The sequence below is a fragment of the Streptomyces griseosporeus genome, from assembly GCF_014656055.1.
GTDB classification, from domain to species: domain Bacteria; phylum Actinomycetota; class Actinomycetes; order Streptomycetales; family Streptomycetaceae; genus Streptomyces; species Streptomyces griseosporeus.
Genome location: NZ_BNBR01000004.1, coordinates 85,390 through 101,005, shown reverse-complemented (window position 1 = coordinate 101,005; position 15,616 = coordinate 85,390). Strand labels below are relative to the sequence as shown.

13 protein-coding genes and 1 tRNA gene are annotated in these 15,616 nt (G+C 74.1%); 2 read left to right on the top strand and 12 right to left on the bottom strand.

All coding sequences use genetic code 11. From position 1 onward, the window contains the following. Positions 1 to 50: 50 nt before the first annotated feature. The 3 genes from IE308_RS19435 to IE308_RS19425 form a co-directional block, all read right to left on the bottom strand. Entirely contained in the window at positions 51 to 692 is a 642-nt protein-coding gene (locus IE308_RS19435; protein WP_110636542.1) for an IclR family transcriptional regulator, read from the bottom strand. Positions 693 to 1,015: 323 nt separating this feature from the next. Continuing rightward, positions 1,016 to 2,821 (bottom strand): DEAD/DEAH box helicase, encoded by a 1,806-nt coding sequence (locus tag IE308_RS19430; RefSeq protein ID WP_190218919.1) that lies wholly within the window; start codon positions 2,819 to 2,821, stop codon positions 1,016 to 1,018. 156 nt (positions 2,822 to 2,977) lie between these two features. Then, complete coding sequence (locus tag IE308_RS19425; RefSeq protein WP_190218918.1) at positions 2,978 to 4,477, bottom strand: MFS transporter; 1,500 nt, start codon at positions 4,475 to 4,477, stop codon at positions 2,978 to 2,980. 235 nt (positions 4,478 to 4,712) lie between these two features. Between IE308_RS19425 and IE308_RS19420 the strand changes: the two genes are divergently transcribed. Together IE308_RS19420 and IE308_RS19415 are read left to right on the top strand one after the other, a co-directional pair. Then, positions 4,713 to 4,784: transfer RNA gene (locus IE308_RS19420), tRNA-Cys, on the top strand. 250 nt (positions 4,785 to 5,034) lie between these two features. Further along, a complete protein-coding gene (locus IE308_RS19415) occupies positions 5,035 to 5,385 on the top strand; it encodes a hypothetical protein (RefSeq protein WP_190218917.1) in 351 nt (116 codons plus the stop codon). A gap of 30 nt (positions 5,386 to 5,415) precedes the next feature. Here IE308_RS19415 and IE308_RS19410 read toward each other — a convergent pair whose 3' ends face one another. The 9 genes from IE308_RS19410 to IE308_RS19370 all read right to left on the bottom strand — a co-directional run bounded on the left by IE308_RS19410 (position 5,416) and on the right by IE308_RS19370 (position 15,532). Beyond that, positions 5,416 to 5,640: a hypothetical protein gene (locus IE308_RS19410; RefSeq protein WP_190218916.1), complete on the bottom strand. Its 225-nt coding sequence runs from the start codon at positions 5,638 to 5,640 to the stop codon at positions 5,416 to 5,418. 13 nt (positions 5,641 to 5,653) lie between these two features. After that, positions 5,654 to 6,670, bottom strand: coding sequence for a DUF6528 family protein (locus IE308_RS19405; protein WP_190218915.1), 1,017 nt, complete (start codon positions 6,668 to 6,670; stop codon positions 5,654 to 5,656). Positions 6,671 to 6,741: 71 nt separating this feature from the next. Continuing rightward, positions 6,742 to 7,272 (bottom strand): SUKH-4 family immunity protein, encoded by a 531-nt coding sequence (locus tag IE308_RS19400; RefSeq protein WP_229908958.1) that lies wholly within the window; start codon positions 7,270 to 7,272, stop codon positions 6,742 to 6,744. A gap of 250 nt (positions 7,273 to 7,522) precedes the next feature. Beyond that, the gene (locus IE308_RS19395; protein WP_190218913.1) at positions 7,523 to 9,847 is read right to left on the bottom strand and encodes a xanthine dehydrogenase family protein molybdopterin-binding subunit; all 2,325 of its coding nucleotides are present in this window, start codon (positions 9,845 to 9,847) and stop codon (positions 7,523 to 7,525) included. Continuing rightward, complete coding sequence (locus IE308_RS19390) at positions 9,844 to 11,742, bottom strand: 2Fe-2S iron-sulfur cluster-binding protein (protein ID WP_190218912.1); 1,899 nt, start codon at positions 11,740 to 11,742, stop codon at positions 9,844 to 9,846. The genes IE308_RS19395 and IE308_RS19390 overlap by 4 nt, the downstream gene beginning before the upstream one ends. Further along, entirely contained in the window at positions 11,739 to 12,632 is an 894-nt protein-coding gene (locus tag IE308_RS19385) for an FAD binding domain-containing protein (RefSeq protein WP_110628488.1), read from the bottom strand. Before IE308_RS19385 ends, IE308_RS19390 begins: the two co-directional genes overlap by 4 nt. Positions 12,633 to 12,912: 280 nt before the next feature. Then, complete coding sequence (locus IE308_RS19380; protein WP_190218911.1) at positions 12,913 to 14,562, bottom strand: beta-N-acetylhexosaminidase; 1,650 nt, start codon at positions 14,560 to 14,562, stop codon at positions 12,913 to 12,915. Positions 14,563 to 14,646: 84 nt separating this feature from the next. Continuing rightward, complete coding sequence (locus tag IE308_RS19375) at positions 14,647 to 14,931, bottom strand: DUF3039 domain-containing protein (protein ID WP_110628490.1); 285 nt, start codon at positions 14,929 to 14,931, stop codon at positions 14,647 to 14,649. A 28-nt stretch (positions 14,932 to 14,959) separates the two neighbouring features. After that, the gene (locus IE308_RS19370) at positions 14,960 to 15,532 is read right to left on the bottom strand and encodes a YqgE/AlgH family protein (protein ID WP_162655526.1); all 573 of its coding nucleotides are present in this window, start codon (positions 15,530 to 15,532) and stop codon (positions 14,960 to 14,962) included. Positions 15,533 to 15,616: the final 84 nt, after the last annotated feature.

Here is a 15,616-nt window from a genome sequence, read left to right as displayed (position 1 = left end):
AGAAACGGACAGAGCTGGCTGGCGGTGTTTGTCGGGTGGGCCAACCCGGCTCAGCGCAGGGCTTCCGCCACCTCCCGCGCCGCGTCCACCACCCGCGGCCCCACCCGCTCCGGCACCGCGTCGGCCAGCATGACCACGCCCACACTGCCCTCGACGCCGGTCACGCCGAGCAGCGGCGCCGCCGCCCCGCTCGCCCCCGCCTCCAGCTCGCCGTGCGTGAGCGTGTACCCGGGGTCTCCCAGGGGCTGGGCCCGCGCGGCGAGGATCGCCCGGCCGGCGGCGCCCCGGTCCAGCGGATGCCGGAACCCGGCCCGGTAGGCCACGTGGTAGTCCGTCCACGTCGGCTCCACGACCGCCACGGCCAGCGCCTCGGTCCCGTCCACCAGCGTCAGGTGCGCGGTCGCCCCGATGTCCTCGGCCAGCGAGCGCAGCGCGGGCAACGCGGCCTCCCGGACCAGCGGGTGCACCTGCCGGCCCAGCCGCAGCACCCCGAGGCCCACGCGGGCCCGCCCGCCCAGGTCACGCCGTACGAGGGCGTGCTGCTCCAGCGTGGCGAGCAGCCGGTACACCACGGTCCGGTTCACGCCCAGTTTGTTGGAAAGCTCGGTGACGGTCAGCCCGTGGTCCGTGTCGGCCAGCAGCTTGAGGACACGCAGTCCTCGGTCGAGCGTCTGAGAGGTCTCCGCGGTCACGACGCCCACTCCTCCTGGTGGTGAGGTCGGCGGCCCCGCACGGCGGTTCTGCGTCACCGAGTCCCGTCGGCGACGCGCGTCAGAGGCCGCCGATCGGTGACGGTCCGGGATGCTCTCCGGGACCGGTCGCTTCACGGCTGCGCTCCGCGGCGGCGCTGCCACGGGGCGTGTGCGTAGCGGGACAGTAGCGAAGCAGGTTCGCTGAGCGGAAGGCTCCGTCCAGAATCCGGTCAAGGCCCGGGAGGGACTACCTGTGTTTGTCCCGATACGTACAGCGCACGCGCACCGCCTTCACCACCGGCACCACCGGCCGGCCGGCGGCGTCACTTCATCCGCGTCGCCCACTCCTGCACCTTGGCGATGCGCTGCCGCAGCTGCCCCGCCGTCGCCTCAGCGCTCGGCGGGCCGCCGCACACGCGCCGCAGCTCGGTGTGGATCACGCCGTGCGGCTTGCCGCTCTGGTGGACGTAGGCGCCGACCATGGTGTTGAGCTGCCGGCGCAGCTCCATCAGCTCCTTGTGCGTGACGACGGGCCGCCGCTCGGCGGGCATCTCCAGCAGGTCGGCCTCCTCGGCCGGCTTCTTGCGGCTGTGCGCGATCTGCCGGGCCTGCCGCTTCTGCAGCAGCAACTGCACCTGGTCGGGCTCCAGGAGCCCCGGGATGCCGAGGTAGTCCTGCTCCTCCTCGCTGCCCGGGTGGGCCTGCATGCCGAACTCGGCGCCGTTGTACATGACCCGGTCGAAGACGGCGTCGGACTCCAGCGCCTCGAAGGGCAGCATGTCCTGCTCGCCGGTGTCCTCGTCCTGCTGCTTCTCGGCCTCCTGGAGGAGCTTCTCCTCCTCGGCGTAGGGGTCCTCCTCGCCGTCCTTCTTCGGCTTGTCGAGGACGTGGTCGCGCTCGCGCTCCATCTCGTTGGCGAAGGAGAGCAGGTCGGGCACGGTCGGCAGGAACACGGACGCCGTCTCGCCGCGCCGCCGGGACCGTACGAAACGGCCGACGGCCTGCGCGAAGAACAGCGGCGTGGAGATCGTCGTCGCGTACACGCCGACCGCGAGACGCGGCACGTCGACGCCCTCGGACACCATGCGGACGGCGACCATCCACCGGTCGTCGCTCGCGCTGAAGTCGTCGATCCGCTTCGAGGCCCCGGTGTCGTCGGACAGCACGAGGGTCGCCTTGTGCCCGGTGATGTCCCGGATCAGCTTGGCGTACGCGCGGGCCGACTCCTGGTCGGAGGCGATGACGAGGGCACCGGCGTCGGGGATGGCCTTGCGGACCTCGGTGAGCCGCTGGTCGGCGGCGCGCAGCACGGCCGGCATCCAGTCGCCGCGCGGGTCGAGCGCCGTACGCCAGGCCTGGCTGATGGCGTCCTTGGTCATGGGCTCGCCGAGGCGGGCCTCGATCTCGTCGCCGGCCTTGGTGCGCCAGCGCATGTTGCCGCTGTAGGAGAGGAAGATGACCGGGCGGACGACGCCGTCGGCGAGGGCGGAGCCGTAGCCGTAGGTGTAGTCGGCGGCCGAGCGCCGGATGCCGTCCGTGCCCTCCTCGTACGTGACGAAGGGGATGGGGTTGGTGTCGGACCGGAACGGCGTACCGGTCAGCGCGAGCCGTCGCGTGGCGGGCTCGAAGGCCTCCAGGCAGGCCTCGCCCCACGACTTGGAGTCACCGGCGTGGTGGATCTCGTCGAGGATGACGAGGGTCTTGCGCTGCTCGACGCGGTTGCGGTGCAGCATGGGCCGCACGCCCACACCGGCGTAGGTGACGGCGACACCGTCGTACTCCCGGCCGAGCGGGCCGGCGCTGTACTCCGGGTCGAGCTTGATCCCTATCCGCGCGGCCGCCTCGGCCCACTGCTTCTTCAGGTGCTCGGTCGGCGCGACGACGGTCACCTGCTGTACGACGTGGTGGTGCAGCAGCCAGGACGCCAGGGTCAGCGCGAAGGTCGTCTTGCCGGCGCCCGGGGTGGCGACGGCGAGGAAGTCACGCGGCTGCTCCTGGATGTACTTCTCCATCGCCCCCTGCTGCCAGGCCCGCAGCTTGCTGGCGGTGCCCCAGGGGGCGCGGCCGGGAAACGCGGGCGACAGGTGGTGCGAGTGGGACGAGCTGGAGCTGGCGGCGGTGGTAGTCACGGTCTCCGTAGGGGTAGGGCGGCTCGGCTACGTATGACAACCGGGCCACCCTACCGGCGCCCCGGCCCGGTCAACGTCCGGACAGGCCCGCGTCCCCCGAGGGTGGGACCCACGTCACAGCGGTCCCACGGGAGTACGCGTGAGGGTACGGCGGTCTCACCGCTTCTGAAGCCGGGTGGTCACCCAGGCCCCCGCCAGCGCCACCGCGGCCATGGGCAGGAAGACGGCGGCGAACGCGGCCGGGTGGGAGCCGCCCGCGTGGGCCGCGGTGGCCGTGTGGGTCACCGAGCCCCCGCCGAGGGCCGCGAAGGCGGCGCCCCCGGCGGCGAGGAGGAGGACGTTGGCGAGGCCGTCGGAGATCTGCAGCGCGGCGGAGTTGGCGCCGGCCTCCTCGGGCGCGGAGAGCTTCAGCAGCAGCACGCTGGTGGAGGAGATCACCAGGCCCATGCCGAAGCAGCCGAACGCCCAGGCCACGGCCACCGTCCACACCGGCACCGAGTGGACCAGCACGCCGGGCGCGGCCGCGATCGCCGCCGCCACCAGCACCATGCCGAGCGTCATCAGCCGCTCCCGGTACGGCTCGACGCGCGGCCGGGACTGCACCCAGGAGCCCAGCGCCCAGGTGACGCCGCCCGCGGCCAGCGAGAACCCGGCGAGGGTCGGTGCGAGGCCCCGCTCGGTGACCAGCATCAGCGGCACGAAGGACTCGGCGGCGATGAACGACCCGGCGGCCACACCGCGCAGCAGCACCACCGAGGGCAGGCCCCGGGCGGCGCGGTAGGTGCCGCGGGGCAGCAGGCCGCGCACGGCGGGCACGAGCAGCGCGGCGCCGGCCGCACCGGCGACGAGCGAGAGCGGGCTGGTCAGGTCCTGGGCGGCGTACTGGAGGAGCCCCGCGCCGAGGGAGACGGCGAGCGCGAGCCGGATGCGCCGCCGGTCGGGGGCGGCGGGCGGGGCGTCGACGTCGTCCGCCGTCACGGGCCCGGAGGCCCTCCGCCGTATCTCGGGCAGGGCGAGCGCCATCGGCAGCACGACCAGTACGGGGATCCCGACGAACACCCACCGCCACCCGAGGTGCTCGGTGACGGCCCCGGCGGCCAGCGGCCCGACGATCGACGGCACGACCCAGCTCGCGGCGAACGCCGCCATGATCGCCGGGCGCAGCCGCTCCGGGTAGGCCCGGCCGACGACGACGTACAGCGCGACGATCACCAGTCCGCCGCCGAGCCCCTGCACGGCCCGCCCGAGGATGAACAGCCACATCGCGCCGGCGGTCCCGGCCAGCAGCAGCCCGGCGGCGAAGGCCGCGATCCCGGCGGTCAGCGCCCCGAGCGGCCCGCGCCGGTCCGACCACTGCCCGGCGAGCACCATGCCGAACAGGCTCGTCGTGAAGTACCCGGAGAACGCGAACGCGTACAGGGACACCCCGTGCAGCTCCCGCGCCGCGACGGGCATCGCGGTGCCGACGGCCGTCGCCTCGAAGGCGATGAGCAGGATGACGGACACCATCCCGATGCTCAGCGCCCGGTGGGCCCGCCCGAGCACGCCCTCCTCGGGTCCGGGCAGTGCGGTCGGGTCGTCGCCGGGCAGGGTCGAAGGGCTGGGAGGAAGGGCGTCACCGGGGTCGGTGGCTTCGCGGGGATCAAGGGCGGCCATGCCCGTCAGCGTAAGGTGTGATCGCCGTGGTGACCCCTGTCCGGGGTCGCGAGTGGCCTCGGTCGTCGGTCGTAGGACCGTGGGGTCCCGGAGCGGTGGGGCGACGCACCCGACCCCATGTCGGACCCCTTTCATGAACTTTCATGAACGCCGTATGGCAGCCCTGTTGCAGCCCCGGCCAAACCCTTGAGCCCTCCCCCACGGCCCCCTACGGTCGTTCTCGGAAGCACACCACGGCCGTGTGCCCGAGTGGTTCAGGGGCTCGCCTGCAAAGCGAGTTACGCGGGTTCGATCCCCGCCACGGCCTCGGACTGCCTGAGCGGGCAGCGTGGAAGGGCGGCATCCCCCTGGGGTGTCGCCCTTCCGGCGTCCGGCCGTTTGCGGCGCGGGAGTTGGTGGCATCATGGCGGGCATGAACGCGTACCGAAAGGCCGATGCCGCGTAGGCGGCCTCGTCGGCTCCGGGCCGACCGACGACATCAGCCGCGGGTGTGGGACGAGCCGCCGCCCGGTCGGATCCACGGGCTGTCCCCTCTGACCAGCCTGGCCGTGCACCGGGTGGAGAGGCTTTCGGCCGACTACTACGTGTATCCCGGCGCCACGGCACGGGCGTTGCGGCGCTACGAGGCCTTCGCGCGGGCGCCGGGGCGCCGCCCTCGGTACCCGCAGGACGCCGAGTGCTCGTGTCGAGGGTGTTCCTTCGACGACGTGCGGCACGCGCGGGATGTGCTCGCCGAGGTCCTGCGGCACCTGCCTCCCCGTGCCCGCGCCGAGTTGGGACGCCGAGTGGCCGTCCTGGACGCCGGGTATCTGCGGCGCACCCTGCCGGACCCTTTCGCCGAGCAGCGGCAGTGGGGGTCCGGCCTGTGGTGGCGTCGGCGGCTCGCCGGGGGCAGGGAGGGCGCGTGACGGCCTGGAGGGCCGCGCCCCGCCGTCCCGTCACGCGGCGTCGAGCGCCTCGGTGATCTTGCGGATCATGTCGGTGACGGCGGGGCCGGGGCCGCCCTTGGTGGAGCGCGCGGCGCTTTCCAGGGCGATCAGGACGGTGCTGCGGAAGTCGGCCGCCGGGGCCTCGCCCTGCTCCTTCAGCACGGTCATCGTCGAGGTCAGGGCGGGCAGCACCGCGTCGGCGAGTTCGGCCGTGGTCCGGCCCTTCAGGACCACCTTCGACTTCGTCCTACGTCAGGACATGCGACCAGAAGCGGGCCTTGTAGAACTTGGCGCCCGTGCGGACCGAGTCCGCTCGGCCCGAGAAGCCGACCGTGTCGTTCCACCACGTGGCTGCGCTCGGGGCGTCGACCCAGAACTCCGTGCCGTCGGGGAGCCGGCTGAAGGACTTGGTGTAGTACCAGTCGTGCAGCCTGGTCGGAGCGGCGAAGCTCCACGTGCCGGTGGCCACGTCGTACACCGGGCGGGTCTTCCACACGCCGTGGTCCGGGTTGGTGGCGTCTCCGCCCACCGTGTAGAAGATGTCCTCGGAGGCGTAGTCGGGCTGCAGGTCGTGGCCCGTGCCGCTGAAGGTCAGGGTCGCCACCAGCGTGAGGCCGGTGATGATGTCGCTTGCGTCGGTCACCAGGCGGTAGGCGCGCAGCTCCTTGTCGCCGATCGCCAGCAGCAGTTCGTTGGCGTCGTCCCACAGCACGCCGTGCGCGCCGGAGAAGCCGACGCTGATGCTGTCGGCGTACGACGTCGGCGGCAGACCGCCGTGCGTGCTCGGGACGAAGAGGTTGATGCCGCCGCCCGACTGGTAGGCGTCGCCGAAGACCCGGGCCTTGGAGGAAGCGGTGACGACGGCGCCGTGCCCGTCGATGCGCTCCACGGAGTGCGGGTTGCCCGGCACGACCGCCGTCCAGATGACCGCCTTGTCGCTCTCCCGGACCATGGCGGCCCGGCCACCCGTGCTCGACGAGCCGTTGGCGCAGCACACCAGGACGTCGTCCCAGTTGGCGGTGACGCGGCGCTTGGCGTCGGACAGCAGCCGCCAGGTGTCCGTGGCGGGTGCGCTCCAGTACCAGCCGGGTGTGCCGTTCCAGTCGGTGGTGGCGTTGCTGAACCGCTGGATCTGGTTGGCGGCCTGTTCGACAACGACGACCAGGTAGTCCGTACTTGCGGCCGCCGGCCGTACCGTGGCGGCGCCGCCCGCCGCCGCCAGGCCTGCCGTCACCACTCCGCGCAGCAGCGTTCTGCGTCTCAACACCCGCCCCTTGGATCACTCTTGACAAAGAAGATGATCACTTTCGCACAGGGCGGGCGAAAACCACAGCGCTAGACCGGGTCGATTGCGGTCACGTCCGCCACTGCGGGACGCGTCGACTGCCACAGCGTGAACGCGAAGGCCGCGATGTCCGTCTCCAGCGGAACCAGGGCGCCGTCGCCGCCGGTCCAGCGCAGGAGCGTGCCGGTGGTGACGTCGACGACCGCGTGCCCGTCATGGGCGAGGCAGCCCAGCCGTATCAGGCCGGTGGCGCCCCGGGGCAGGGTCAGCCGGTCGTCCTCGTCCGCCGCGTACTCCCCGGGTGTCCGCAGCGGTGCGTCCAGGTCCAGGGTGAAACCGCCCGCGTGCTCCGGCAGGCCCACGTCCCGCAGGAAGCGGCGGGTCGGCTCATGGGTGAGCGCGGGCGGGAGGTCCAGCTCCTCGAAGCGGACGATCCGGCCGGGACCGAAGGCGTCGTCCAGGAGGCGCGGCGGCAGGTCGAGGCTCAGCCCGGACCGGGTCAGCGACCAGTCCGCGTCCGGCGTCCACACGCCCTGCGCCACGGCCGTCAGCTGGTGCAGCTCCGTCTCGACCGGAGTCATCGTGCAAGTACCCATCGTCCCCAGTGCCCCCCGTGCTCCCCCGCGTTCCCGTGGCCCCACGCCTGTTCCGCGGGCACCCGGCCTCGCCCTCAGCGGCGGTCGTCGTCCCACTGCCCCCACACTACGACCCACCACTGACAACGCCCCAACGGATAAGACGCGCGCCGCACTTCGCACGTTGCCCGCCCGCCCCGGAAACGCGTCGGGGCCCCGGCTCCCGCCGCGGCCCCGGTCCGTCGCGCCCGCCCACTCAGCGCTGTTCCGTCACCACCGCCGCCTGCGGGCGGATGGGGAGGCGGTTGACCGGGCGGCCCGTCGCGGCGCGCACCGCCGAGGCGATGGCCGCCGGGGACGCCACCACCGGCACCGCGCTGACGGCCTTCGCGCCGAACGGCGCGACGACGTCCCGTTCCTCCACCAGCTTCACGATGCGGATATCGGGGGCGTCCAGGGCGGTGGGGAGGGCGTAACCCGTCAGGTCGGGGTGCCGGATCAGGCCTCTCGGCGTGCGCAGGTTCTCCGTCAGCGCGATGCCCACGCCCTGCGTGACGCCCGCCTCGATCCGCGCCGCCAGCTGCGCCGGGTTCAGGACCCGGCCCACGTCCTGGGCGACCGCCAGTTCGACCACGCGCACCGAGCCCAGCTCGATGTCGACGTCGACGACCGCGCGGATCGCGCAGAAGGCCATGCCGACGAAGGCGTCACCCTGCCCGGACTCGTCCAGCGGCTCGGTGGGATGCGGGCGGCACTGCGCGGTGGCCCACAGCTCCTTGCCGTCCATCGCCTCGGTCACCGTCGTCGACAGGACACCGTCGTACGAGGTGATCTTGCCGTCGGTGATCTGCAGGAGTTCGGTGGACATGCCGAACTTGTGCGCCAGGGGCTGCAGGAGCTGCGTGCGGACCATCTTCGCGGCCCGCTCCACCGCGCCGCCCGAGACCCAGGTGTGCCGGCCCCGGCAGCCCGCGCCGGCCGGGGGCTGGTCGGTGTCCACCGGCGCCACGTGCACCTCGTCGATGCCGAGCGTCTCCTGCACGATCTGCCGGGCCAGCGTGGAGAAGCCCTGGCCGGTCTCGACGGCCGCGCACAGCACCGTGGCCACGCCGTCCTGGATCTTCACGGTCGCCGTCGACACCTCGTCGGCGCCCTCCGCGCCGAGCATGTGCACCATGCCGATGCCGTAGCCCACGCCGCGCCGCACCGCGCCCGGTTCGCCCGCGCCTTCGGGGCCGCCGGGCAGCAGCCACTCCTCCTCCGGCGTGTCCTTCGGCAGGGCCGGGAGCGGGAAGTCCCGTACGGCCTGGAGGAGTTCGGCGACCGGCGCCGGGCAGGTCACCGTCTGGCCCGTCGGCAGGACGTCGCCCGTGGCCATCACGTTGCGCAGGCGCAGCTCCGCCGGGTCGAGGCCGAGCTTCTTCGCCAGCTTGTCCATCTGCGCCTCGTACGCGGCGCACACCTGCATCGCGCCCTCGCCGCGCACATGGCCGGAGGGCGGGTTGTTGGTGCGTACGGCCCAGCCCTCGATGAAGGCGTTCGGGACGACGTACGGGCCGCAGGCGAAGGCCACCGCGGCGGCCAGCGCGTCCGAGGAGGTGTCGGCGTACGCGCCCGCGTCCAGCAGGATCTGCGCCTCCACCTTCACCAGCCGGCCCTCGGCGTCGGCGTGGTGCCGGTAGCGCAGCAGGGTGGGGTGGCGGTGGGCGTGGCCGAGGAAGGACTCCTCGCGGGTCGCCGTGAGCTTCACCGGGCAGCCGGTCTTCAGCGCGAGCAGGCCGAGCGGCAGCTGGAAGCCCTGGTCCTCGCGGTCGGCGGTGGCACCGGGCACGCCGGTGACGACGACCTTCACGCGCTCGGGTTCGAGGCCGTAGCAGGCGGCGAGCGTGTCGCGGTCGGCGTGCGGGTCGGTGGAGGCGGTGTACAGCTCCACGCCGCCGTCGGGGCGCGGCACGGCCAGACCGGCCTCGGCGCCGATCGGCGCGGGGTCCTGGCGGCCGATGCGGTACAGGCCCTCGACGATGACCTCGCCGACGGCCTCCGGGTCGCCGTGCCGCAGCGGGATGTGCCGGACCAGGTTGCCGTCCGGGTGCAGCGGCTCGGCCTCGAAGGCCTGTTCGGGGTCGGTGACCGGGTCGAGGACGTCGTACTCGACGATGACGGCCGCGGCGGCCATCCGCGCGGTGTCGGGGTGGTCGGCGGCGACGGCCGCGATGGGCTCGCCGTGGTGGCGTACGACCTCGGAGGCGAAGACCGGCCGGTCGGCCCGGCCGCGGCCGTACAGCGGGGTGCCGGGCACGTCCTCGTGCGTGACGACCGCGCGGACGCCGGGCATCTCACGCGCGTGCGTGGTGTCGATCGAGCGGATCCGCGCGTGCGGGTGCGGAGAGCGGAGTACGGCGGCCCAGAGCAGGCCCTCGGCCCACAGGTCGGCGGCGTACGGGAACGTGCCCTCGGTCTTGGCGCGGGCGTCGGCGGGCGGCAAGGAGGAGCCGAGCCCGTGCGGGATCTGCTCGGGGGCGGTTGCGGCCTCCGCGGCGGTCGGTACGCCGGTCGTCGCGGTGGCGGCTTCGTTGCTCACGCCTGGCCTCCGTCCTGTTCCTGGCCCTGACCGTGCCCGTAGGGGGCGCTGCCGTGGTCGTAGGCGGCGTTTCCGTCGCCGTACGCGTGCGTGCCGGTGTCGTAGGCCTGGCCGTCGCCGTCGCCGTACGCCTGACCACCGCCGTACGTCTGGTCGTCGCCGTCGCCGTCGCCGTACGCCGGACCGTCGCCGTACGCCTGACCGCCGCCGTCCTCGCCGTAGGCCTGGCCGTGCGGGGCCGGGCCCATGGCGCCGGGTGCCTCGAACACCGACGGGTGGACGCCTCCGGCGCCCGGGCCCGCCTGGTGGGGAATACGTGCCTCGTCGCCGTCCGTCTCGGCGTCGGCGGCGGCGTTCGCCTCGCGCTCGGCCACGACCTCCTTGACGGCCTCCACGACGCCCCGGTAGCCCGAGCAGCGGCACAGGTTGCCGCAGAGCGCCTGGCGGGTCTCCAGCTCGGTCGGCGCCGGGTTGCCCTCCAGCAGGTCGTGCACGGTCATCGCCATGCCGGGCACGCAGAACCCGCACTGCACCGCGCCGCACCGGGCGAGCGCCCGCTGCACGTCGGACGGCTGCCCGTCGGCGGCCAGGCCCTCCACGGTGCGCACCTCGCTGCCCGCGGCGGTGACGGCCGGGACCAGGCAGGAGGCGACGAGCCGCCCGTCGACCTGGACGTTGCACGCCCCGCACTCGCCCTGCGAGCAGCCGTCCTTGGCGCCCGCGAGCCCGAGCCGCTCGCGCAGCACGTACAGCAGGGACTCGCCGATCCAGGCGTCCGGGACGGGGCGGTCGGTGCCGTTGACCCGCAGGACGTAGGAGACGAGGGGGTGCTCCTCGTGCGCCGCCCCGGAGCCCGGCGCGGACGGCTCCGCCGGCTCCTCCGGCCCGGCCGCGGCGGCACCGGGCGCGGCGGGCTCGCCCACGGAGGTCTCGGATACGGCGCTGTCGGCGCCGTCCGGCTCGGCCGCGGCGGGGTCGGTCCCGGGCTCGTCGGGCTGGTCGGCAGGGGCCTGTGCGGCCTCCGGCGAGTGCTCGACAGCGTCTTCCTGGTGCGCCCCGGCGTCCCCCTGAGCGGCGCCCTCGTGCCCGTCGGTGGCGTCCGCACCGTCCGTCGCCTCCGGCGTCCGTGGCGCGCCTTGCTGCTCCGGCGCCCCGTGCGCCCCTCCGGCGTACGGCGGCTGCCCGGTCGCCCCGGGAGCGGGCTGGTCCCCGTCCGCCGGGCCGGCCTGCCCCCACGGGCCGCCGGCCTGGTCGTCCGGCGTCGCCCAGGGGGCGGGCGCGCCGCCCGGCAGGGTGGGGGGTGCGGCGCCCCACTGCTCGGCCAGGGCCGCCGTGGAGTACTCGCCGGACTCGTCCGGCAGGTCGCCGCCCGCGACGGGGATCGACCACTGGCCGGTCACGTCGTGCCCGGGGGCGGGCCCGGACGCCGCGGGCTCCTCGAAGGTCCACTGGCCGGTGGCGCCGGGGTGGTAGGTGAACCGGTCCTCGGCGCCCGCCTGCGGCGCGCCCGCGTTCGGGTCGGGCCAGGGGGTGCCGATCCGGGGCTCGCCGTGCGCACCGGCCTCGCCACCGCCGTGCGCTGGGTGCGCGCTCTGGCCGCCGGCCTCCGCCCCGTCCGGGGGCGTGACGGGCAGGGACCAGGTGCCGGTGGCCGCCGGGTCGGTGCCGGCCATGGTGGCGGGCGCGACCGTTATCTGCGGCGGCACATAGCCGTGGCCGGGCGCCGCGAGCGGGCTGTCACCGGCCAGCAGGGCGTCGATGCCGCCCTCGGGCAGCTTCACGAACGCGGTGGCGCCGTCGTCGTACTCGCCCTGGGGCAGCGGATCCCAGCGCCCGCCGCCCTGCGGTGCGCCGGACGCGCCCTGCGCGCCCTGTCCGTGCTGGTCGTCGGTCACGACAGCGCCCTCCCCAGTGCTCGTCGGGCCAGCGCGGCGACGGTGCGCCGCAGGTGCAGTACGGCGGGCGGAAGCGGGGTCACCGAACCGTCCTCGGCGGGGACCGGGTCGGGGATGCAGGCCGCGGCGACGTACTCGCCGAAGGCGTGCAGCGCCTCGGGGACGATCGCGCGGTTGTTGTCCCAGTCGATGAGCTGGGCGACCCAGTGCTCGGCCTCCAGGGGCCGCAGCGGCATCGGCGCTATGGCGCCGACCGCGCACCGCACGCCCCGCCGGGCCGGGTCGAGGACGAGCGCGACCGAGGCGACGGCGCGTCCGGGGCCGGTGCGGCCGGTCGCCTTCAGGAAGACCTGCGGCGCGTGCAGCAGCGGCACGCGCACGTACCCGATGAGTTCGCCGCCGCGCAGCATCTCCATGCCGGCCAGCAGGTGCGACACCGGGATCTCCCGGCGGGCTCCGCCCGGGCCCGCGATGATCAGTGTCGCCTCCAGGGCGGCCAGCACCGGCAGGGCGTCGCCGGTGGGGGCGGCGGTGGCGATGTTGCCGCCCAGGGTGCCCGCGTTGCGGATGTGCGGCGGGCCCGCGGCGCGCGCGGCGGCGGCGAGCGCCGGGATGAGGGCGGCGAAGTCGGGGCGGCCCATGCGCGCGTGCGTGAGGCCCGCGCCGAGCAGTGCGTGTCCGTCCTGGTACTGCCAGCCGCGGATCTCGCTGATGCGGTTCAGACCCACCAGTGCGGCGGGCCTGAGCTGCCCGGAGTTGACGGCGGCCATCAGGTCGGTGCCGCCCGCGACGGGGACGGCGGTGGGCACGGCGGTGAGCGCCGCCACTGCCTCGTCCAGCGTCGTGGGCAGCGTGACGGCCTGCGCCGCCTGCGGTGCGTGCGTGGTCAAAACCGGCTGCCCCTTCCCGCTGCCCCACCTGGTCCCACCTGTTGCGCCGTACGGTACGTGCTGACAGGGCGGACGTGGCAACTCTGGCACATCTTCGCAAGAGCCGAGGACGGGGGTCCGCCAGGTGCCGTTCGCCCACCTCACCCGGGAGATGGTCCGATTTCGCACGGCATCACCGGTGCGCTCGAATTGCCACTCTTCGGTGACCCTGCCGGGGTTTTTCCGGTACGTGTTCGGAGCCGGACCCCGCCGCCCCGACCGGAGATCCGGCCCCGGTCGGCTACCGGTTGGGCGGTGCCCCGTCGATCGGCCGGCCGAGGATCCCTGGTCGCCGCTGCCACGGCTTCGGCCCGCCGGGCGGCCGGTAGGCGACCCCGAGGGCGTCAAGTCGCGCGTAGTGGGCGGTCATACGGCGCTCGAAGTCCGCGAAGTCCCGCTCGGCGGGCGTGGGCAGCGCGCTCCACGCCACCTCCGCGAAGGCCGCGAGCCGCGGGAACGTCTGGTAGTCCACGCGCGCGTGGTCCTCCAGCACCTCCGTCCACACGTTGGCCTGGGTGCCCAGCACGTGCCCGGCCTCCTCGGCGGTCAACTGCGGTGGCACGGGCTCGAAGCGGTAGACGTCCTCCAGGGTGCGCACGTACCCGATCGGCACCGGCTCGTCCTCCCCCGCGGCCTGCCGGTGGTCCAGGTAGACCTGCTGCTCGGGGCACATGACGACGTCGTGGCCCGCGCGGGCGGCGGCGATCCCGCCCGCGTACCCGCGCCAGGAGGACACGGCCGCGCCGGGCGCGAGGCCGCCCTCCAGGATCTCGTCCCAGCCGATGAGCCGGCGCCCGCGCGCGGCGAGCCACCGGTCGAAGTGGCCGACGAACCACGCCTGCAGCTCGTCCTCGCCGGCCAGCCCGAGTTCCTTGATGCGGGCCTGCGCGGCGGGCGAGCGCCGCCACTGGTCCTTGGGGCACTCGTCGCCCCCGATGTGCACGAAGGCCGAGAACGCGGCGGCGTCCGCGGGGAACAGCTCCAGCACCTCCTCGAACACCCCCTCGTAGAAGCGCAGGGTGGTGTCGGTGGGGGCGAGTACGTTGGGGTTGATTCCCCAGGTGTCCCAGACGGGGAGGGCGGTGGTGTCGATGACGTCGGTGTTGCCGAGTTCCGGGTACGCGGCGATGGCGGCCTGCGAGTGCCCGGGCACGTCGATCTCGGGGACGACGCTGATATGCCGCTGGGCGGCGTAGGCGACGATCTCGCGGATGTCGTCCTGGGTGTAGAAGCCGCCGTGGGGGCGCTCGTCCCACAGCGGTGAGGCGCGGTGCCCGAGTCTGGTGCGGGAGCGCCAGGAGCCGGTCTCGGTGAGCTTCGGGTGGCGCTTGATCTCGATGCGCCAGCCCTGGTCGTCCGTCAGGTGCAGGTGCAGCACGTTGAGTTTGTGCGCGGCCATCAGGTCCAGGTAGCGCAGGACGCCGTCCTTGGGCATGAAGTGCCGGGCGACGTCGAGGAGCAGGCCGCGCCAGCGGAAGCGGGGCGCGTCCTCGACGGTCTGGTGCGGGATGCCGTAGCGCATGCCGGGCCGTACGGGCGCCCGCCGGAAGGCCTCCGGGCCGAGCAGCTGGCGCAGGGTCTGGGCGCCCCAGAACACCCCGGCCGGGTCGCCCCCGCGGATCTCGACCCCCCAGGTGGCGGAGACGGCGAGGCGGTAGGCCTCGGGTTCCAGGGTGTCGTCCACGCGCAGCCGCACGGCCTGCGGAGAGTCCTCCGGGCCCGGCGGCAGCGGCAGGTCCAGGGCGGGGCCGAGCACGGAGCGCAGCCAGCGTTCCGTGCTGCCGGTGCCCGGCCCGGCCCACAGGGCGGTCCGCTCGTCGAACACGAAACCGCAGCGCAGGGGGCCGTCGAGGGCACGGGGTGCCGGAATGAGGTCCGTCGTCGAAGTCACCCCAGAGCTTTACCCCGCCGACCGGGTAGCGGGAAGGCCCCGGGCACGTCGGACGCGCCCAGGGCCCGCAGGCTCGGGAAGGGGCTACTTGTCCTTGCCCTTGCCCTTGTCGTCGCCGCCGCTGCCCATGGACTCGTAGATCTCCTTGCACATGGGGCACACGGGGTACTTCTTCGGGTCGCGGCCCGGCACCCAGACCTTGCCGCAGAGCGCCACGACGGGGGTGCCGTCGAGGGCGCTCGCCATGATCTTGTCCTTCTGGACGTAGTGGGCGAAGCGCTCGTGGTCGCCGTCGCCGTGGGACACCTGCGGCGTCGGCTCTACGAGGGTCCCCGTACCAGTCCCGCGCTCGGGCTCGAGAGTGCTCATACGGCAAGGGTACTGAAGGGCGTACGCATCAGTTGAGCGATGGGTCGTCCGGATAGGTCGCCACCATCGCCAGCTCGTTGCGCTGGCGGCGCAGCACCTCGCGCCACAGCCGCTCGGGGGCCGGTGAGGACACGTCGCCGGGCTCGGACTCGACCACGTACCAGGCGCCCTCCACCAGCTCGTCCTCCAGCTGGCCGGGGCCCCAGCCGGCGTACCCGGCGAAGATCCGCAGCGAGCCGACGGCGGAGGCGAGCAGCTCGGGCGGGGCCTCCAGGTCGACCAGGCCGATCGCCCCGTGCACGCGCCGCCAGCCCAGCGGGGTGCTGTCCGCGCCGGGCTCGCCCGGTACGACCGCCACCCCCAGCGCCGAGTCCAGCGACACGGGGCCGCCCTGGAAGACCACGCCGGGCTCCCCGGCGAGATCCGCCCAGCCCTCCAGGATGTCGCCCACGTCCACCGGGGTGGGGCGGTTGAGGACGACACCGAGGGAGCCCTCCTCGTCGTGGTCGAGGAGCAGCACCACCGCACGCTCGAAGTTCGGGTCCGCCAGGGCGGGCGTGGCCACGAGCAGCCGCCCTGTGAGCGAGGACACCTCGGTCATGCCAGACATGATCCCGCATCTTGCCGCGCTGTGGGGAGCCAACGGGGGTAAGCGAGTGAGCGCAGGCCAGGGCGCACCGAAGCG